This is a genomic window from Burkholderia sp. R-40, from assembly GCF_049942845.1.
Lineage (GTDB): Bacteria > Pseudomonadota > Gammaproteobacteria > Burkholderiales > Burkholderiaceae > Burkholderia > Burkholderia ambifaria.
Genome location: NZ_CP187968.1, coordinates 1,152,485 through 1,171,212, shown reverse-complemented (window position 1 = coordinate 1,171,212; position 18,728 = coordinate 1,152,485). Strand labels below are relative to the sequence as shown.

Genomic DNA, 18,728 nt, shown 5'->3' with positions numbered 1-18,728 from the left:
CGTCAGGTCGCGTTCCTGATGAACGTCACGCGCCGGCGCGCGCGCGGAACGCCTGCCGATAGCGCTGCGGCGACGTGCCGACGATGCGGGCGAACCGCTCGCGAAACGCGGTGACCGAACCGAACCCGGCTTCCGTCGCCACGTGCTCGATCGACAGCTCCGTCATCTCCAGCAACTGCTGCGCGTGCCTGACGCGTGCGGTCTGCAGCCATTGCCGCGGCGACGTGCCCGTGTGCGCCTGAAAGCGCCGCGTCAGCGTACGCACGCTCGTCGATGCGTGGCGGGCCATCGCGTCGAGCGTCAGCGGCTTGCGCAGGTTCGCCTGCAGCCAGTCCATCAGGCCCTGCAGCCCGTCGCTGCCGGCCGGCCATTCGGGCGCGATGAACTGCGCCTGCCCGCCTTCGCGCACGCGCGGCGCCACCGCGCAGCGCGCGGCATCGACGGCGACCGCCGCGCCGTAGTCGGCCTGGATCATGTGCAGGCACAGATCGAGGCCGGCCGCGGCGCCTGCCGACGTCAGGATCTGCCCGTTGTCGACGAACAGCACGTTCGGGTCGACCTCGACGTTCGGGTAGCGGCGTGCGAGTTCGGCAGCCGCGAGCCAGTGCGTCGTCGCGCGCAGGCCGTCGAGCAGCCCGGCTTCCGCGAGCACGAACGCGCCGCTGCAGATCGACGCAATCCGGCAACCGCGCGCGGCGGCCGCGCGAAGCGCCGCGATCGCGCGGCGCGACGTGGGCGCGAGCGGCGCGGACGTGCCGGGGACGACGATCGTGTCGGCATCGGCAAGCGCATCGAGACGAAACGGCGGGCGCAGTTCGAACAGCTCGCCCGCGACGCGCGGATGCTCGCTGCACACGCGCACGCGGTATGCATGCGCGACGTCGGGCGAGCGCACGCGCGCGAACGTGTCGCACGCCACGCCCAGATCGAACGGGACGACATCGGGCAAAGCGAGAACGGCGAGCGTATGCATGGCGTTCGCGGCCCGTGGCCAGAATCCGTTGAAAGATGTCATTCTAGCCAATGGCTCGAACCCGCGCCACGCGCGACAATCGCGGCGGACCAACCTGGAGGGCCTGTCGATGAAACAAGACGATCGCAACGCGTTGCGCAACCTGCGATACCTGTCGTTGCTGGAAGCGACCACGCTCGTCGTGCTGGTGTGCGTGGCCGTGCCGCTCAAGCATCTGGCCGGGTATCCGGTCGCGGTATCGGTCATGGGCCCGGTTCACGGCATCGCGTTCGCGATGTACGTGTGGGCGGTCGTCGGCACCGCGTCGAGCGGTCTGTGGAGCAAGGGCGAGGTCGCGCGGCTCGTGCTGTCGGCCGTCGTGCCGTTCGCGGGGCTGGCGAGCGCCGGCTGGATCGCGCGCAGGAGGCATGCGCAATGATCTACCTGGTGCTGAAGGCCGTGCATGTCGCCGCCGTCGTCACGTTCGTAGGCGGGCTGCTGATGCTGTCCGTCGGCGTTCGTATCGCCAACCTGGCCGTGCATCGTGCGGTGCGGCGCTGGGATCGTACGGTGACGGCGCCCGCGCTCGCGCTCGTCTGGATCACGGGGATCGCGATCGCGCTGAACGGTCACTGGTTCGGCGCCGCGTGGCTGTCGGTGAAACTGGTCGTCGTCACCGCGCTGTCGGCGCTGCACGGGATTCTGGCCGGCACGCTGCGGCGCATGGAGCGCGACGATCTCGTCGTCGTGCCCGCGCCATGGCTCGGGCAGGCGGCGGGCGCGGTCGTGGCGGCCGCGGGGATCGTCGTCGGGCTGGTCGTGATCAAGCCGTTCTGACGCGTCGGGTCTACGCGAGCGCCATCTCGACCGCCGCCAGCGTGCGTCGGCGGATCCAGCCGCTCCCCAGCCGGATCGCGAGCCAGTACGGCAGGAACAGCAGCCGCGTGCGCGCGCTCGGACAATGCACGAAGGTTTCGGTGCGCAGCAGGCGCATGCCGGAGCGCAGTCCGATCACCTCGAAGCGCAGCACCAGCTTGGCGTCGTGCGGATCGTCGTGTCGCACGAAGGCAGCGGCGTCGGCGATCGTTCGCACGTCGGGCGTCGGGTGCCAGAAGCGCCCGACGAGGCCGAGCGACAGCGACGTGTCGTCGCGATGCAGCAGCGTGAAGGAGTCGAAGCCGAAGCGCTCGCGCGCGGCTTGTGGCTGGCGATTGCGCAGCGTGCGGGCGAGGGCCGCCGGGGTTTCGCGCACGGTGAGCAGCGCGTCGATCACCGGATCGGCACGCATGTCGAGCGTGGCCACGGCGTCGATGATGCGCGACGGCGGCGCGTCGATCGGCCGCGATTCATGAACCTCGACGAAGCCGAACGACGGGATGAACGGCGGCTTGTGCGCCGCGGTCCGCGTGTCTGATTCGGAGACGATGCCGAACGGATTCATGAAGGTTCCGGAGGACAAAGCGCGATCGTAGCACCGCGTGCGGATTCGTGAAGGGACACGACGCATGCCGCCCCCGTGCCGGCCGAGCTGGGCGCCGGAGCTCCGTGGCGCATCCGCAAAAAAAGCCCGGAAACTTGCGCTTCCAGGCCGGGAGACCATCAACGACGATGGTGGGACGAGACGATGTCGTCCCGCTGCGCGCCGCCCTTTTCGCAAGCGGCGTCGCGCATGAGCCGCGCTCAGATCGCCCAGCCGCCGAGGTAGAACGTGACGAGCACGGCCGCGATGAGCACGGTGCCGACGTTGAGCTTGCGGAATTCGCCGCTGGCGATACGGCCGATCACGAGGGTCGAGAAGCCGAGCATGATGCCCGTCACGATGTTCGCGGTCAGCACGATGAACACCGCGCACACGAGGCCCGACATCGCGTCGACCATGTCGTCCATGTGCAGCTTGCTCACGCTGCCGAGCATCAGCAGGCCGACGTACATCAGCGCGGGTGCGGTGGCGTACGACGGCACGAGGCCCGCGAGCGGCGAGAAGAACATCACGACCAGGAACAGCAGCCCGACCACCGCGGCCGCGAGGCCCGTCTTCGCGCCGGCGGCCACGCCCACGCTCGACTCAATGTAGGCCGCGGCCGGCGCACCGCCGAGGAAACCCGAGAAGATCGAGCTGATCGAATCGGCGGTCAGCGCGCGGCCGCCGTTGATGATGCGGCCGTTCTCGTCGAGCTGGCCCGCCTGGCCGGCGACCGCGCGGATCGTGCCGGTCGCGTCGAACACGGCGGTCATCACAAGCGCCAGCACGCTCGGCAGCACGGCCATCGACAGCGCGCCCTTGATGTCCATCGCGCCGATCAGCGATGCGTGGCCCGGCGCGCTCAGCGACGGCAGCGCGAAGACGCCGCGGTATTTCACGGCCGGGTCGAACACGAGGCCGATCAGCGAGATCGCGACCACGACGAGCAGGATGCCGCCCGGCACGCGGCGCTTCTCGAGCCCGAAGATCGCGGCGAGGCCGACGACCGACATGATCACCGGGAACGCGGTGATCTGGCCGAGGGAGACCGGCAGGCCGGCGCCCGGGTTCTTGATCACGAGGCCGACGTCGTTCGACGCGATCAGCAGCAGGAACAGGCCGATGCCGATCCCGGTGCCGTGCGCGACGCCTGCGGGCAGGTTGCGCAGGATCCACGAACGCACGCCGGTGACCGAGATGCCCGTGAACACGAGGCCCATCAGGAACACGGCGCCGAGCGCGACGGTGGGCGGCAGGCCCTTGCCGAGCACGAGACCGAACGCGGTAAACGCCGTCAGCGAAATCGCGCAGCCGATCGCGATCGGCAGCTTCGCCCACAGGCCCATCAGCAGCGAACCGAAGGCGGTGGTGAGACAGACCGCGACGAATACCGCGCTGGTGTCGAAGCCGGCCTTGCCGAACATCCCGGGCACGACGAACACGGAATAGACCATCGCGAGGAAGGTGGTCACGCCCGCGACGATTTCGCGACGCTGCGTGCTGCCGCGCGACGAAATGTCGAAGTACCGGTCGATGGCTCCCTTGGTGCCGAAGTCAGGTTGTTCCGCACCGACGCCGACCGTCGGCTGCACCGGGGTATCACTCATGAGCTTGCTCCTTTATCAGCATGCTGAAACGGCCTGTAGCGGACCGTCGTCAGGGTGTCTCGTATCTGGTTGAAATTGTCGGCAACGTCGTGGGGACGCATGACGCGTGAGCCGTGTCGTCGTACGCGCTTCGAAGCGAGCGCGAGCGTGTCGCGTCGTACGACGCGTGGTGGGGGCGACCCCGTCACGTGCGCTTTGCCGTAGCGAAGGTTAGGCGAACGGTCCATCACGTCCCATTGGGGGAAGAGCATGCAGCGCATGTCGCAGCGCTTATATCGGCGTGCAACGGGGCTTCGTCGTCGCGGAACGCGTGTATACGCCTAGTTCGAATCCGTTAAGGCGATTATTTGAAGGCGGGGGCGGCGGGCAGGGTGATGCGTCGAGGCTTACGGATGTCTTTCGTCGACGCCGGGCGGACGCCTAAAAGCGGCCGCGCGCAACCCGCATCCGGATGATGCCGGCGCCGCGCAGGCGCCTGGCGCCTTGTCCGTCAACGCTGCGCGAGATGCGCGAGGTACACACAGAACATGTCGGCCATCGCGTTCGAATAGGCGTCGATTTCCGCAGGCGTGCGTTCCGTTTCGGAGAACGCCTTGCCGCCCGTGGTGAGCGTCGTCATGACCAGCTCGCACGCGAGCGCATGCGTGGCGTGGGGCACGTCGGGCAGCATTTCGCGCATGAACGCGCTGAAGACCCGGTTGCCCTCGGCCTTCACTTCCCGCGCCTCGGGGGCGTCGCGATAGAGGGGCGCGGCGTCGTCGAGTGCGATGCGCATCGACGCCTCGTCGCATTCCGAACGGATGAACGCGTGGACGGCAGTGCGCAGCCGCTCGGGCGGCGTCTTGCGCGTGTCCTGCAGCATCCCGCACAGCATTTCGGACGTCTGCCGCCATTCGTCGTGCTGGAGCCGGAACAGCACGGCCGCCTTGTTCGGGAAGTACTGGTACAGCGAGCCGACACTCACGCCGGCGCGCTCGGCGACGCGCGCCATCGTGAAGCGCTGCGCGCCTTCGGTCGCCAAAACCTGAATAGCGGCCTGCAGCACGTCGTCGACGAGACGGGTCGAGCGGGCCTGCTTGGGCTGTTTGCGCGAGGCGATCGGGGCGTTGCGGCGGTCGGTCATGACGGGTCTGCCAATGCGAATAGTAAAACCTGAATGATTCGTCATATTCTAGTCGGGCGTACTGACGCCCTCAACCTGACTTCGGAGATTCGCATGACCACCCTGATTCACGACCCGTTGGCGTCGCTGCTCGCGCGCCTGTTCGACGAAGCCGAAGCCTCGTCGCCCGCCTCGAACCCGGACTTCGCCAACGTGTCGCACGACGAGCAAATGCGACTGATGCGCAGCAAGACCGATTACGCCGACTTCTATGCACGCCTGAAGGACTATCCGCTCGCGGTGTCGCGCGAGACGGGCACGCTGCTGTACATACTCGCGCGCGGCTGCGGCGCACGTTCGATCGTCGAGTTCGGCACGTCGTTCGGCATCTCGACGTTGCACCTCGCGGCCGCGCTGCGCGACAACGGCGGCGGCCGGGTGATCACGAGCGAGTTCGAAGCGTCGAAGGTCGCGCGGGCGCGCGCCAATCTGGCGGCGGCGAGGCTGGCCGATCTGGTGGAGATTCGGGAAGGCGATGCGTTGCGCACGCTGGCCAGCGATCTGCCGGATACGGTCGATTTGCTGCTGCTCGACGGCGCGAAGGCGTTGTATCCGGAGATTCTCGAACGGGTCGAGCCGCGGCTGCGGGCCGGCGCGTTCGTCGTCGCGGACAATGCCGAATACAGCCCCGACTACCTCGCCTACGTGCGTGCGCCGCAGAACGGCTATCTGTCGGTGCCGTTCGGCGGCGATGTCGAACTGTCGATGCGGATTCGCTGAAGCTGAGGCATCGCGCGGCAGCCGCAGCGATAGCTTAAAAATGCAGGATAACTGATCAAGTGGATGTGGCGGCGGCGCCCTGGCTTCGGGCGGCCGCCGTCGTGCGTTACTTCAGGAACACGTAGCGCGCGAAATACGGAAAGCGGCCGACCGCATGCTCGGTCGAGCACGCGGGCTCCGGCGGCGTGCCACCCGCGGTGTCGAGCCGTTGCACGAAGCGCACGCCGGCGAGCGTGCCGGTCGCGGCCTTCGTGCCCGTTGCGGCCGGCGTCGCGGCGAGCAGCAATTGAGGAACGCTGCCGGCGCGCGCGCTCGGCGCTTCCGCGAGCTTCTTGCCGGTGATGCGGCTGCCATCGAGCGCTTCCCATGACGGCCCCGCGCCGTGCCGCACGACGAGCGTGCCGCCCGCATCGAACAGCATCGCTTCCGGGCGCTGGAATGCCCACGCGAGCCGGTGGTCGGCATCGTATTCGCACGCGTAGATCTGCACGCCGGTCGCGGTCGTCGACAGCACGGGTGTCGCGGGGCCGGGCGGTGCGAGGCCGGTTGCATCGTCGGCGTAGGCCGGCGCGGCGCAGGCCGCGAATGAAAGACCGGCCGCGAAGGCCAGCAACATGTCGCGTGTCGGGGAGGGGCTGGGCATGGCGGCGCGTCCTTTCAGGTCGGGTGACGATCGTGCGGAGTCGAACCCGTAAACGCTAGACGCCGATTGCGCAGGCTGCAATTCGGAAATGTCAATCGCGACGATAGCCGCCGCGATTGCCGGCGCGCGAACGCCACGGCCGCGCGCCGCAGCGGCTACGTCCGCCGCTTCAGACCGCATCAATCCGCGCCGGCCGGCGTCGGTGCATGCTCGGCGATCAGGCGTTCGGCCTTCAGCGCCGCCCACAGTGCGGCCGGGATCGGCGCCGCCGCGAGACGCAGGTTCTCGTCGATGCGCTCGGGCCGGCTCGCGCCGGGGATCGCCGCCGCGACGGCTGGATGGGCGAGCGAGAACTGCAAGGCCACCGCGCGAACGTCGACACCGAACCGTTCGCAGAGCCCGCGGATGCGCGCGACGCGCTCGAGCATCGCCTGCGTGGCCGGCTGGTACTCGAAATGCGTGCCGCCCGCCAGCACGCCCGAGTTGTACGGGCCGCCGACGATGATCCCGAGCCCGCGCGCGGCGCTTTCCGGCATCAGCCGTTCGAGCGCGCCCGCGTGATCGAGCAGCGTATAGCGCCCGGCGAGCAGGAAGCCGTCCGGATCCGAACGCTCGAGTGCGAGTTCGCACGGCTCGACGCGGTTCACGCCGAGCCCCCAGCCCTTGATGACCTTCTCGTCGCGCAGCCGCGTGAGCGCCTTCGCCGCGCCCGACATCGCGACGTCGAACACGTCGCGCCATGCGTCGCCGTGAAAATCGACGGCCGGATCGTGAATCCAAACGGTGTCGAGCCGGTCGGTGCGCAGCCGTGCGAGGCTGGCCTCGATCGAGCGCAGCGTGCCGTCGGCGGTGTAGTCGTAGACGATCCGGTTCGGCAGGCCGTGACGAAACAGGCCGCCTTTTTCGCCGAGATCGCGTTGCGACGCGTCCTCGTGTTCGTCGAGGACGAGCCGGCCGACCTTGGTGCCGAGCGCATATTCGTCGCGCGGCCGTCCGGCGAGCGCTTCACCGAGACGCAGCTCGGCGAGGCCGGCGCCATACAGCGGTGCGGCGTCGAAGTAGCGGATGCCGCCACGCCACGCCGCATCGACGGTGGCCAGCGCTTCTTCGTGCGGGATGTCCCGGTACATGTTGCCCAGCGGCGCGGTGCCGAAACCCAGGCGGGAAGGAAGCGTGATTCTCATGAGCAGTCTCGGAGTCGTTGCACCCGCCCGCTCAGGCCGCGGCCTGCGCGAGCGTCGGATAGTCGGTCAGGCCTTTCGCACCGCCGCCGAACAGCGTGTTGCGATCGTGCTGCGCGAGCGCGGCGCCGGTGCGCAGGCGCTCGGGCAGGTCGGGGTTCGCGACGAACGGGCGGCCGAATGCGATCAGGTCGGCCCAGCCGGCGGCGATCGCTTCGCGGGCGCGTTCGGCCGTGTACGCGCCGGCGTAGATCAGCACGCCCGGGAACACGGCGCGCAGTTGCCGCTTGAATTCGACCGGCATCAGCGGCGCGTCGTCCCAGTCGGCTTCCGCGATGTGCAGGTAGCCGATGCCGAGTTCGCCGAGCAGCTTCGCGGCGGCGAGGTAGGTCGTTTCCGGATCGTCATCGACGCAGCCGTTCAGCGTGGTCAGCGGTGCGAGGCGGATGCCGACGCGCGACGCGTCGCCGGTGCCTTCGATCAGCGCCTGCACGACTTCGCGCAGGAAGCGCAGCCGGTTTTCCAGCGAGCCGCCGTACGCGTCGGTGCGCGTGTTCGCGTTCGAGTCGATGAACTGGTTCACGAGATAGCCGTTCGCGCCGTGCAGCTCGACGCCGTCGAAGCCGGCCTCGATCGCGTTGCGGGCGGCGGCGCGGTATTGATCGACGATCTCGTGGATCTCGTCGACGGACAGCGCGCGCGGCTCGGACGCTTGCACGAAGCCCGGCGTGCTGCCGTCCTCGCCGGCGATGAACACGTTCACGCCTTTCGCCTGGATCGGCGACGACGACACCGGTTGCTTGCCACCGAGCAGGCTCGTATGGCTGAGCCGGCCGACATGCCACAGCTGCGCGAAAATGCGGCCGTGCGCGGCGTGCACGGCGTCCGTCACCCGGCGCCAGCCGGCGACCTGCGACGGCGTGTGGATGCCGGGTGTCCACGCGTAGCCCTTGCCGAGCGGCGCGATGTAGGTGCCTTCGCTGACGATCAGGCCGGCGCTCGCGCGCTGCGCGTAATACGCGGCCATCAGTTCGTTGGCTTCGTCGCCGGGCTGGCTCGCGCGCGAACGCGTCATCGGCGGCATCACGATACGGTTCGGCAGCGTCAGCGCGCCGAATTGCAGCGGTTGAAAAAGCGGGTCGTGGGTCATGGTCAGGTCCTGTCGGGTGCCGCGGCCGGCTGGCCGCGGACGGGTCGATTACGAGTGCGGCGCGTTCAGTCCCACTTCGGCGCGAGGCCGGCCGGGTCGACTTCGCGGCCGTTGCGCTCGAGCGCGGCGATCTGCGCCATGTCTTCGTCGGTCAGGCGCAGCGTCTGCGCGAGCAGGTTGCTCGCGAGGTTCTCGCGCTTCGTCGACGACGGAATCACCGAGTAGCCGAGCTGCAGCGCCCACGCGAGCGCGACTTGCGCTGGCGTCGCGTCGTGACGTTGCGCGATCGCGCCGATCACCGGGTCGCCGAGCACCTTGCCGTAGGCGAGCGTCATGTACGACGTCACGTGGATCCCTTCGCCGTTCAGGAACTCGACCAGCTTGCGGTTCTGCAGGTACGGGCTCAGTTCGATCTGGTTCGTCGCGATCGCATCCTTGCCGACGGCCGCGATCGCTTCCTTCGTCAGTTCGATGTTGAAGTTCGAGATGCCGATCTGGCGCGTGAGGCCCTTCGCCTTCGCGTCGGCGAGCGCGGTCATGAACGCCTGGATCGACACGCCGTTGCCCGGCGCCGGCCAGTGGATCAGCGTCAGGTCGACGGTGTCGGTGCGCAGCTTGCGCAGGCTTTCCTCGAGGCTGGCCGCCAGTTTTTCCGGCGCGTAGTTGTCGACCCAGATCTTGGTCGTGAGGAACAGGTCCTCGCGGCGCACGCCCGAGGCGGCGATCGCTTCGCCGATTTCGGCTTCGTTGCCGTAGATCTGCGCGGTGTCGATCGCGCGGTAGCCGACGTCGAGGCCATTGCGGACCGAGTCGATGACGACCTGGCCTTGCAGGCGGAAGGTGCCGAGGCCGAATGCGGGAACGTTGCTCATCGTGGGCTCCTGGGAAAGTGGAACGAGTTCGGTATGGAAGTCATTCTGGCGTTCGGGACTGATGAGATAAACGCCTTCAGAGGTCAAAAATATTTGATTCAAATTCAAGGATCGGGCGCTGGCCGGGACGCGCGATGGGCCGTGGCCGGCCTCATGCGACGCACGTGTGCGGGTTGCTAGCCCTAGCCGGATGGAACGCCGGCAGCACGTCCGCGGCAATCTCGGCCATCGTCTCGTCGAGCGGCCGGCGATTGCGGCGCAAATGCAGGCCGATGTGCCGCACGCCCGCGTCGCGCATCGCCGCGAGCTCTTCGGTAAGCGCGACGCGCCCGGCGCGCGCGCCGAAGCGGTGTCGCTGAAGCGGTTCGTGCGGATCTTCCGCGAGGTCGAGGTGGATGAAGCTCACGTACGGCTTGTCGCCGGCCACCGCGCGCCAGTTCGCGGCGCGTTGCAGGTGATCGGCCGGCGTGCCCGGATAGGCGAGGCAGCCGTCCATGTGTTCGCCGATCCATGCGGGCGTCTGCTGCGCGAGGCCCGCGACGAGCAGCGGCACCGGCGAACGCGCGGCCGGCAACACGTCCAGGCCCGGCGGCAGGTGCCCGCGCGCGCCGTCGCGCAGCAGCGCGATCTGGTCGCGGAAATTCGCGCCGCGTGACGCGAAGTCGCGGCCGAACAGCGGATATTCGACCGGCCGGTCGCCGCTCGCGACGCCGAGCAGCAGGCGTCCGTCGCTCAGCTCCTGGATCGTCGCGGCCGATTTCAACGTCAGCAGCGGTTCGCGCAGCGGCAGCACGACGGCTGCCGTGCCGAGCAGGATGTCGCGGGTGATGCCGGCGAGGTAGCCGAGATACGAGAAGGTCTCGAACACTTGCGCGGCATCGCCGAACGACGGGTCGTACACCGGCACGTCGCGCACCCAGAGCGCGCGGAAGCCGAGCGTGTCGGCCAGTCGCGCGAGCGTCGCATGAAGTGTCAGGTCGGGCACGCCGGGGCGGCGGCCGTCATGCTGGCGCTTCGCGGCGCCCGCCAGCGACCAGTCGTTGTCGAGCGGCAGTTCGATGCCGATGCTGAAGCCGCCGCTGGCGAGCTTGTCGAGTGAAGTGGACATGGTCGGGTGCTCCGTTCAGCGCGCGCGCAGGCTGCCTTCGAGCCGGTAGAAATCGAGCGAAGCCGCGGTGAAGAACGCGTGCGACGTGCCGGCGGCGAAATCGTCGAGGTGCACGACGGTTGCGCGGTCGGCTTCCTGCCACGAGATCGCGTAGGTCTCGCCGGCGACGTGCCGCCACGTGTACGCGACTTCGCCCTTCGCGCCGGCGTACGGGCCTTCGGTGATCTCGTAGCGCATGTGGAGGCCGTCCTCGTCATACGCGTTCAGCGCTGTGAGGCCGTCGTAACGGACTTCGAAAGTCCTGCCGGCGAACGGCGGACGTTGGGTCGATGCGTTCATGCTGATGCGCTCCTGCGGGAAAGTGACGTTCAATGGGCAAGTTCGACGGGTTCGGCCGTGCGCTCGGGCAGGCCCTGGCCGCGGTCGAGGCGGCCGCTCAATACGGTCAGCGCGAAGGCGCCGAGCGTGACGACGGCGGCGATCCACGGCGTATGGCCGAGGCCGACGTTCGCGACGATCAGGCCGCCGAGCGACGAGCCGCCCGCGACGCCGAGGTTGAACGCGGCGATGTTGAAGCCCGACGCGACGTCGGTGGCGTCCGGCGCGAAGTGGCGCGCCTGCTTGACGACGTACACCTGCAGGCCCGGCACGTTGCCGAATGCGACGGCGCCCCATGCGAGCATCGTCAGCACCGCGAGCCACTTCACATGCACCGTGAAGGTCAGCGCGAGCAGCACGATCGCGAGCAACAGGAAGATCCGCTTGAGCGCCTTGACAGGGCCGACGGCGTCCGCGAGCTTGCCGCCCCACACGTTGCCGAACGCAACCGACACGCCGTAGCCGACCAGCACCAGACTGACCTGCGACGGCGTGAAGCCGGCGATCTGTTCGAGCAGCGGCGCCATGTAGGTGAACGCGATCAGCGAGCCGCCGTAGCCGACCGCCGTCATCGCATAGACGAGCAGCAGGCGCGGCTGGGCGAGCACGCGGAACTGGCGGGAGAGCGGCGCCGGCGGCGTGCGCGGGAGGCCGCGCGGCACGAACGCGACCGCGCCGACGAACGCGACGAGACCGAACAGCGCGACGACCAGGAACGTCGCGCGCCAGCCGAAGTGCTGGCCGATGAAGGTGCCGAGCGGAATGCCGGCGACGAACGCGACGGTCATCCCGCTGAACATCGTCGCGATCGCGCTGGCGGCCTTGTCCTTTGGCACGAGCGTGGTGGCGATGATCGAGCCGACCGAGAAGAACACGCCGTGGGCGAGGCCGGTGAGCACGCGCGCGACGATCAGCGATTCGTAGCCCGGCGCCTGCCAGGCCACGAGGTTGCCGACGGTGAACAGCGCCATCAGCGCGGCGAGCAGCGTCTTGCGCGGCACGCGGCCGGTGAGCGCGGTGAGGAGCGGCGCGCCGATCGCGACGCTCAGTGCATAGAGGCTGACGAGCAGGCCGGCCGACGGCAGGCTGACGCCGAGGTCGGCGCCGATCGTCGGGATCAGCCCGACGATCACGAATTCGGTGGTGCCGATGGCGAATGCGCTGATGGTCAGCGCAAGTAGGGCGAGTGGCATGACGGTGCTCCAGGGTCCGGTGACGATGGAGCGCAGTGTGCCGTCTTTACTTTTGCGGAAAAATGGGTCTATAAACCAAATTGTTTTGATTTTGAATCAAGAATCCAGCAATGAAGATCACGCTCGACGAACTCCAGGCCTTTGCCGCCGTGGTCGACTCCGGTTCGATCACCGCCGCCGCGCAGCAGCTCGACCTCACCGTGTCGGCCACGAGCCGCACGCTCGCTCGGCTCGAGGAGAAGCTGAAGACCACGCTGCTGCGCCGGACCACGCGCCGGCTCGAATTGACCGAGGAAGGGCGCGCGTTCCTGCAGGATGCGCGCGCAATCATCGAATCGGTCGAGAACGCCGAGGAGCAGATGCTCGCGCGGCGCGAGATGCCGTCGGGGCGCTTGCGCGTCGATGCCGCGACGCCGTTCATGCTGCACGTGATCGTGCCGCTCGTGCACGGCTACCGCGAACGGTTCCCGAAGGTCGAGCTGGAGCTGAACAGCAACGAGGGGATCATCGACCTGCTGGAGCGGCGCACCGACGTCGCGATCCGCATCGGCCGGCTCAAGGATTCGACGCTGCACAGCCGGCGCATCGGCAACAGCCGGCTGCGCATCCTCGCGAGCCCCGCATACCTCGAAGCGCACGGCCAGCCGCGCAAGGTCGAGGATCTCGATCGGCACACACTGCTCGGCTTCACGCAGCCCGAATCGCTGAACGTCTGGCCGATCCTCGGTGCGGACGGCGAGCCGTGCCGCATCGAGCCCGGCATCTGGTCGTCGAGCGGCGAGACGCTGCGGCAGCTCGCGCTGGAGGGCGCGGGCGTCGTGTGCCTGTCGGATTTCATGACCGCGCAGGATCGCGAGGCCGGGCGGCTCGTGCAGGTGCTCGCGCGGCAGACGCTCGACGTCGAACAGCCGATCAACGCGGTGTATTACCGGAACACCGCGATTTCGTCGCGGATCGCGTCGTTCGTCGATTACATGATCGAGGTGCTGGGCGGCGATAGCGGCAGCAGCGGGGCGCCGGCGCGGCGCAAGGCCGCGTGGCTGGAGCCGCTGTAACGGCGCAGCGCTGGAAGGGTGGCGGGCGATGGGGGGCTGGCTGCGGGCACCCGATCGGGCGCCCCGTGTGATCCGGCGTGCCGCGCGGCGCTTGCGCCGCGGGCCTGCCGTCATGCCATGGTCAGGCTTCCTCGGACCACGACATGTTGTCGCGCGCCAGCAGCGCCGACGAGGCCGCCGGCCCGAACGTGCCTGCCGTGTAGAGGCGCGGACGGTCGCCCAGCTGCTTCCAGCCGTTGAGGATCGGCTCGACCCACGACCACGCGGCCTCGAGCTCGTCGCGGCGCATGAAGTGCGTGAGACGCCCGCGGATCACGTCGATCAGCAGCCGCTCGTAGGCTTCCGCGCGCCGTTCCTTGAGAACTGGTCGAACGCTGCAGGTCGAGGTGCACGCTCGCGGGGCACCATCTTCATCCCGCTGCCCGGCTCCTTCGCGAGCATCTGCAGCTGGATCGATTCTTCCGGCTGCAGCTGGATCACGAGGCGGTTGCTGTAGTGGCGCGGGCCGGTCGGGATGATCGAGAACGGCATGTCCGCCGGAACTTGATGACGATCTCCCGACGCGATCGGCGCTGAGACGCTTGCCGGTGCGCAGGAAGAACGGCACGTTCGCCCAGCGCCAGTTGTTGATGTGCGCGCGCAGCGCGACGAAGGTTTCCGCGTGGCTGTCCGCCGGCACGTTGTCTTGGTCGCGTAGGCCGGGACCGGCGCGCCCTTGATCACGCCGGCCGTGTACTGGCCGCGCACGGTATCGCGCGCGACGTCCGACAGCGCCATCGGCCGCAGCGAGCGCAGCACCTTCAGCTTCTCGTCGCGCACCGCGTCCGAATCGAGCGACACCGGCGGCTCCATCGCGACGATGCACAGCAGTTGCAGCAGGTGGTTCTGCACCATGTCGCGCAGCGCGCCGGTATGGTCGTAGAAGCCCGCGCGGCTGCCGACGCCGACCGTCTCCGCCACCGTGATCTGCACGCTGCGGATGCTCGGCGCCTGCCACAGCGGCCCGAAGATCGGGTTGCCGAAGCGCAGCACCATCAGGTTCTGCACGGTTTCCTTGCCGAGGTAATGGTCGATCCGGTAGATCTGCGATTCCGCGAAATGCCGGCCGACCGCATCGTTGATCGCCTGCGCCGACGCGAGATCGTGGCCGAGCGGCTTTTCGAGCACGACGCGCGAGCGCGCATCGACGAGGTGCGCGGCCGACAGGTTGTCGCAGATCGTCGTGAACAGCTCCGGCGACGTCGACAGGTAGAACACGTGGATCGCGTCGGGGCGCGCCGCTTCGGCGAGGCGCGCATAGTCTTCCGGCGCGTTCACGTCGATCAGCACGTACTTGAACAGGTCGAGGAAACGGGCCCACGCGTCGGCGTCGAACGCCTTCTCGTCGATGAACGGGCGCGACTGCTCGTCCATGAACTTGCGGTAGCCGTCGATGCCCCAGTCGCGCCGGCCGACCGCGATGATGCGCGTCTGCGGCGGCAGGTTGCAGTGCAGGTGCGCCATGTAGAGCGCGGGCAACAGCTTGCGGGCGGCCAGGTCGCCGCCGCCGCCGAAGATGATCATGTCGACGGGCTGGTCGGCTTCGGTCTGGTTGGGCTGATTCGTCATGAGTGGATCGCGGTCTGAAACGGGTGAGCGTGGAACGAACGTCGAAGCGCCGGCCGCCGGTGCGTTGGCGCGCCAGTACGTGGAAACGCTAATAGTGCACGCTTTTGACCGATTGCGGATGGGTTCCCCCTTATGTAACAGGGCTTGCCGTCCCGTGGTCGGCGCGATTATGATTGAGCGCTCACTCATTTAAGGAATCGAACGTGGCCCGACCGCGCAGTCCCGACAAGCACGACGCCATCCTCGCCGCGGCCGCCCGGGCGCTTGCGGAGGACGGCGCGAGTGCGACCACCGCGCGCATCGCGCGGCTCGCCGGCGTCGCGGAAGGCACGGTGTTCACCTATTTCGAGACCAAGGATGCGCTGCTGAACGCGCTGTACCTGAGCCTGAAGGCCGACCTGCGCGACGCGATGATCACCGGGTTTCCGGAGCACGCGCCGGCCGAGCAGGCCATGCGGCATGTGTGGAACAGCTATGTGTCGTGGGGCGTCGCGGATCCGCACGGGCAGCGCGCGCTGCGGCAGCTCGACGTGAGCGGCCGCATCGACGACGCGCATCGCGCGGCCGGCACTGAAGGCTTCGGCGCGATCACCGCGCTGCTGCGCGCGCAGAGTGCCGCCGCGGGCGGGCTCGACGCCGACGACGCGCATGCGTTCTGCACGGCGCTGTTCACGTCGATCGCGGAAACGGCGATGGAGTCGATCGCACGCGATCCCGCGCGGGCCGATGCGTACCGGGAAGCCGGGTTTCGCGCGCTGTGGGCCGTGTTGCACGCGGTGTGATAGCGGCGAGTTGTAGAGATGAGGGGCGGCACGTTCGGTTCGGGCGTCGCCGCGACGAATGGAAGGCGGTTTTCAGGCAGGGCGATGCACGGTCAAAACGACCGTTTCAGCGCCCATATTAATGAGTGAGTAATCATTCATTTTTGCGGTTTCAACTTTACGGAGAAATGGAAATGTCGAAAGTCTGGCTGGTGACAGGGGCCGCACGCGGCCTGGGACGTGCAATCTCGGAAGCGGTGCTGGCGGCGGGCGACCGGCTGGTGGCCGGCGCGCGCGATCCGGCGCGGCTCGCCGATCTGGAAGCGCGGTACGGCGACCGGCTGCTGCCAATCGAGCTCGACGTGACCGACGCAGCGGCGGCCGCGCATGCGGTGGCCGCCGCCCGCGACGCGTTCGGACGCATCGACGTGCTGGTGAACAACGCGGGCTACGGTCATACGGCGCCGTTCGAGCAGATGGGCGCCGACGACTTCCGCGACCAGATCGAAACGAACCTGTTCGGCGTGGTCAACCTGACGCGTGCGGTGCTGCCGACGATGCGGGCGCAACGCGCGGGCCACATCTTCCAGGTGTCGTCGGTCGGCGGGCGCACGGCGACGGCCGGCCTGTCCGCATATCAGGCCGCGAAGTGGGCGGTCGGCGGGTTCAGCGACGTGCTGTCGAAGGAAGTCGCGCCGTTCGGCGTGCGCGTGTGCACGCTCGAGCCGGGCGGGATGCGCACCGAATGGGCCGCGCAGGCGAAGCGCGCCGTCGACGGCCTGCTGCCCGACTACCAGCCGTCGGTCGGGAAGATTCTCGAACTGCTCGGTTCGTATGGCGGCCACGAGGTCGGCGATCCCGCACGGATCGCGGCGCTGATCGTCGAGCTGTCGCGTCGCGACGACGTGCCGATGCGGCTGCTGCTCGGCAGCGATGCGCTGTTCGTGTGCGAGCAGGCGGAAACGCAGCGCGCGGAGGAGGCGGCACGGTGGCGGGACGCGACGTTGTCGACGGTGTTCCCGGACGCGCCGCTGCCGGACGGGTTGAAGGCGTTGAAGGAGTGGAGCGAGGGCTAATCCGCCCCTGCTCGCGCTTGCCGTGAGCCGGCAGGTCGGAGCCGCGACATCCGTCTCCGGTGTCGCGCTGTTCCAGCGTCCGGCTCGGCGGATCGCGCCGACCGAGGCCGGCGCGCGTGCTCAGCGCCCCAGCGCGTAGAACTCCGCGTTGGGCCGCATGTTCGTCACGTTCGCGATGCGATTCGACATCCCGAAGAACGCCGAGATCGCCGCGATGTCCCAGACGTCCTCTTCGGTGAAGCCATGCGACTTCAGCGTGTCGAAGTCCGCTTCTCCTACTAAGTGCGCGGTCTGCGACACCTTCATCGCGAAGTCGAGCATCGCCTTCTGCCGGACGGTGATGTCGGCCTTGCGGTAGTTGGTCGCGACCTGGTCGGCGATCAGCGGATCCTTCGCGCGAATGCGCAGGATCGCGCCGTGCGCGATCACGCAGTACTGGCACTGGTTCACGGCGCTGGTGGCCACGACGATCATTTCCCGTTCGGCCTTGGTGAGGTTGCCCGGCTTGTCCATCAGCGCGTCGTGGTACGCCATGAACGCGCGAAACTCGTCCGGGCGATGCGCGAGCGTGAGGAATACGTTCGGGATGAAGCCCGACTTTTCCTGGACGGCCGCGATCCGTGCGCGAATATCGTCGGGCAGGTCGTCGAGCGCCGGCACCGGAAAGCGGCTGACGGGCGCGGGGTTGGCAGCGGTCATGAGGTCTCCTGGATGAAGTGGCACGGGCGAACGCGACGCGCGAGCCGCCGGCCGGACATGAAACGACGGGTTGCCGGCGTCATGCGTTGACGTCCACGACGATGCGGCCGCGTATCTTGCCGGCGATCAGTTCTTCGGCAAGCGGTATGCCGTTGCCCAGGCCGACCTGATGACCGATCGCGCCCAGCTTCTCGACATCGAGATCGGACGCGAGCCGGCGCCATGCCTCCAGCCGCTCGGCGCGCGGGCACATCACGCTGTCGATGCCGACGAGCGTCACGCCGCGCAGGATGAACGGCGCGACGGTGGCGGGAAAGTCCATGCCGGCGGCGAGGCCGCAGGCCGTCACCACGCCACGATAGCGCGTGGTCGCGCACACGTTGGCGAGCACGTGACTGCCCGCGACGTCGACCGCGCCGGCCCAGCGTTCCTTGCCGAGCGGCTTGCCCGGTGCGCCGAATTGCGATCGGTCGAGGATCTCCGCCGCGCCGAGCTGCCGCAGGTAGTCGGCATCGGCCGGGCGGCCGGTCACGGCGACGACGCGATAGCCGAGCCGCGCGAGCAGGGCGATGGCGACGCTGCCGACGCCACCTGCCGCGCCGGTCACGACGATCTCGCCATCGTCCGGGCGCACGCCATGCCGTTCCAGCGCCATCACGCACAGCATCGCGGTGTAGCCCGCCGTGCCGATGGCCATCGCCTGTTGCGGCGAAAACGCGGGCGGCAGCGGCACCAGCCAGTCGCCGTCGACGCGTGCCTTCTGGGCCAGGCCGCCCCAGTGCGTTTCGCCGACGCCCCAGCCGTTGAGCACGACACGATCGCCCGCGCGGTAATCCGGATGCGTGCTGTGCTCGACCTCGCCGACCAGATCGATGCCCGGCACCATCGGGAATTTGCGGACCACCGGGCTCTTGCCGGTGATCGCCAGCCCGTCCTTGTAGTTCAACGTCGAATAACCGACCCGGATCGTCACGTTGCCCGCGGGCAACTGCGCGTCGTCCAGCGTTTGCAGCCGCGCGTGCTGGCCGGTGTCGTCCTTGTCGATCACGATGCCCTGGAACATGCGTCCTCCTTTTTAGACCGATCGTCTAGTTAATGGCA

20 protein-coding genes and 1 pseudogene are annotated in these 18,728 nt (G+C 68.5%); 6 read left to right on the top strand and 15 right to left on the bottom strand.

All coding sequences use genetic code 11. The annotated features are described in order from the left end of the window. Nucleotides 1–25: 25 nt before the first annotated feature. Entirely contained in the window at nucleotides 26–973 is a 948-nt protein-coding gene (locus ACP26O_RS21630) for a GlxA family transcriptional regulator (RefSeq protein ID WP_175664226.1), read from the bottom strand. 109 nt (nucleotides 974–1,082) lie between these two features. On the opposite strand from ACP26O_RS21630, the gene ACP26O_RS21625 reads away from it, so the two are divergent. Both ACP26O_RS21625 and ACP26O_RS21620 read left to right on the top strand, forming a co-directional pair. Beyond that, on the top strand, nucleotides 1,083–1,391 hold the full coding sequence (locus ACP26O_RS21625; protein WP_175664225.1) for a DUF3817 domain-containing protein: 309 nt from the start codon (nucleotides 1,083–1,085) through the stop codon (nucleotides 1,389–1,391). Beyond that, nucleotides 1,388–1,789 (top strand): CopD family protein, encoded by a 402-nt coding sequence (locus ACP26O_RS21620; RefSeq protein ID WP_175664224.1) that lies wholly within the window; start codon nucleotides 1,388–1,390, stop codon nucleotides 1,787–1,789. The genes ACP26O_RS21625 and ACP26O_RS21620 overlap by 4 nt, the downstream gene beginning before the upstream one ends. 10 nt (nucleotides 1,790–1,799) lie before the next feature. On the opposite strand, the gene ACP26O_RS21615 is transcribed toward ACP26O_RS21620, so the two are convergent. The 3 genes from ACP26O_RS21615 to ACP26O_RS21605 all read right to left on the bottom strand — a co-directional run bounded on the left by ACP26O_RS21615 (nucleotide 1,800) and on the right by ACP26O_RS21605 (nucleotide 5,144). After that, the gene (locus tag ACP26O_RS21615; RefSeq protein WP_175664223.1) at nucleotides 1,800–2,393 is read right to left on the bottom strand and encodes a hypothetical protein; all 594 of its coding nucleotides are present in this window, start codon (nucleotides 2,391–2,393) and stop codon (nucleotides 1,800–1,802) included. A gap of 239 nt (nucleotides 2,394–2,632) precedes the next feature. After that, entirely contained in the window at nucleotides 2,633–4,021 is a 1,389-nt protein-coding gene (locus tag ACP26O_RS21610; RefSeq protein WP_175664222.1) for an NCS2 family permease, read from the bottom strand. A gap of 490 nt (nucleotides 4,022–4,511) precedes the next feature. Further along, nucleotides 4,512–5,144: a TetR family transcriptional regulator gene (locus ACP26O_RS21605; RefSeq protein ID WP_244098990.1), complete on the bottom strand. Its 633-nt coding sequence runs from the start codon at nucleotides 5,142–5,144 to the stop codon at nucleotides 4,512–4,514. A 93-nt stretch (nucleotides 5,145–5,237) separates the two neighbouring features. On the opposite strand from ACP26O_RS21605, the gene ACP26O_RS21600 reads away from it, so the two are divergent. Beyond that, complete coding sequence (locus tag ACP26O_RS21600) at nucleotides 5,238–5,903, top strand: O-methyltransferase (RefSeq protein ID WP_175664220.1); 666 nt, start codon at nucleotides 5,238–5,240, stop codon at nucleotides 5,901–5,903. 106 nt (nucleotides 5,904–6,009) lie between these two features. On the opposite strand, the gene ACP26O_RS21595 is transcribed toward ACP26O_RS21600, so the two are convergent. The 7 genes from ACP26O_RS21595 to ACP26O_RS21565 all read right to left on the bottom strand — a co-directional run bounded on the left by ACP26O_RS21595 (nucleotide 6,010) and on the right by ACP26O_RS21565 (nucleotide 12,428). Further along, the gene (locus ACP26O_RS21595) at nucleotides 6,010–6,546 is read right to left on the bottom strand and encodes a DUF3455 domain-containing protein (protein ID WP_175664219.1); all 537 of its coding nucleotides are present in this window, start codon (nucleotides 6,544–6,546) and stop codon (nucleotides 6,010–6,012) included. A 179-nt stretch (nucleotides 6,547–6,725) separates the two neighbouring features. Further along, nucleotides 6,726–7,730 carry an aldo/keto reductase gene (locus ACP26O_RS21590; protein ID WP_175664218.1) on the bottom strand — a complete coding sequence of 335 codons (1,005 nt, stop codon included), beginning with the start codon at nucleotides 7,728–7,730 and terminating at the stop codon, nucleotides 6,726–6,728. A gap of 31 nt (nucleotides 7,731–7,761) precedes the next feature. Beyond that, nucleotides 7,762–8,877 (bottom strand): alkene reductase, encoded by a 1,116-nt coding sequence (locus ACP26O_RS21585; RefSeq protein WP_175664217.1) that lies wholly within the window; start codon nucleotides 8,875–8,877, stop codon nucleotides 7,762–7,764. 65 nt (nucleotides 8,878–8,942) lie between these two features. Beyond that, nucleotides 8,943–9,749 (bottom strand): 2,5-didehydrogluconate reductase DkgB, encoded by an 807-nt coding sequence (gene dkgB / locus ACP26O_RS21580; RefSeq protein ID WP_175664216.1) that lies wholly within the window; start codon nucleotides 9,747–9,749, stop codon nucleotides 8,943–8,945. A 151-nt stretch (nucleotides 9,750–9,900) separates the two neighbouring features. Continuing rightward, nucleotides 9,901–10,857, bottom strand: coding sequence for an LLM class oxidoreductase (locus ACP26O_RS21575; protein ID WP_175664215.1), 957 nt, complete (start codon nucleotides 10,855–10,857; stop codon nucleotides 9,901–9,903). 15 nt (nucleotides 10,858–10,872) lie between these two features. Continuing rightward, nucleotides 10,873–11,196, bottom strand: coding sequence for a MoaF-related domain-containing protein (locus ACP26O_RS21570; RefSeq protein ID WP_126226155.1), 324 nt, complete (start codon nucleotides 11,194–11,196; stop codon nucleotides 10,873–10,875). Nucleotides 11,197–11,225: 29 nt separating this feature from the next. Next, entirely contained in the window at nucleotides 11,226–12,428 is a 1,203-nt protein-coding gene (locus ACP26O_RS21565) for an MFS transporter (RefSeq protein WP_175664214.1), read from the bottom strand. Nucleotides 12,429–12,538: 110 nt separating this feature from the next. Here ACP26O_RS21565 and ACP26O_RS21560 point away from each other — a divergent pair, with 110 nt between their 5' ends. Beyond that, nucleotides 12,539–13,483 carry a LysR family transcriptional regulator gene (locus ACP26O_RS21560; RefSeq protein ID WP_175664213.1) on the top strand — a complete coding sequence of 315 codons (945 nt, stop codon included), beginning with the start codon at nucleotides 12,539–12,541 and terminating at the stop codon, nucleotides 13,481–13,483. 121 nt (nucleotides 13,484–13,604) lie between these two features. On the opposite strand, the gene ACP26O_RS21555 is transcribed toward ACP26O_RS21560, so the two are convergent. Continuing rightward, nucleotides 13,605–13,799 (bottom strand): hypothetical protein, encoded by a 195-nt coding sequence (locus tag ACP26O_RS21555; RefSeq protein ID WP_426356406.1) that lies wholly within the window; start codon nucleotides 13,797–13,799, stop codon nucleotides 13,605–13,607. Nucleotides 13,800–14,108: 309 nt separating this feature from the next. Then, nucleotides 14,109–14,986 (bottom strand): annotated as a pseudogene (locus ACP26O_RS21550) (glucose-6-phosphate dehydrogenase); the annotation flags it as partial. 308 nt (nucleotides 14,987–15,294) lie between these two features. Between ACP26O_RS21550 and ACP26O_RS21545 the strand changes: the two are divergent. Further along, nucleotides 15,295–15,873 (top strand): TetR/AcrR family transcriptional regulator, encoded by a 579-nt coding sequence (locus ACP26O_RS21545; protein WP_175664212.1) that lies wholly within the window; start codon nucleotides 15,295–15,297, stop codon nucleotides 15,871–15,873. A gap of 173 nt (nucleotides 15,874–16,046) precedes the next feature. Beyond that, nucleotides 16,047–16,928 (top strand): SDR family NAD(P)-dependent oxidoreductase, encoded by an 882-nt coding sequence (locus ACP26O_RS21540; RefSeq protein WP_175664211.1) that lies wholly within the window; start codon nucleotides 16,047–16,049, stop codon nucleotides 16,926–16,928. Nucleotides 16,929–17,048: 120 nt separating this feature from the next. On the opposite strand, the gene ACP26O_RS21535 is transcribed toward ACP26O_RS21540, so the two are convergent. Then, a complete protein-coding gene (locus tag ACP26O_RS21535) occupies nucleotides 17,049–17,627 on the bottom strand; it encodes a peroxidase-related enzyme (protein WP_175664210.1) in 579 nt (192 codons plus the stop codon). Nucleotides 17,628–17,706: 79 nt separating this feature from the next. After that, a complete protein-coding gene (locus ACP26O_RS21530) occupies nucleotides 17,707–18,690 on the bottom strand; it encodes an MDR family oxidoreductase (RefSeq protein ID WP_175664209.1) in 984 nt (327 codons plus the stop codon). Nucleotides 18,691–18,728 lie beyond the last annotated feature (38 nt).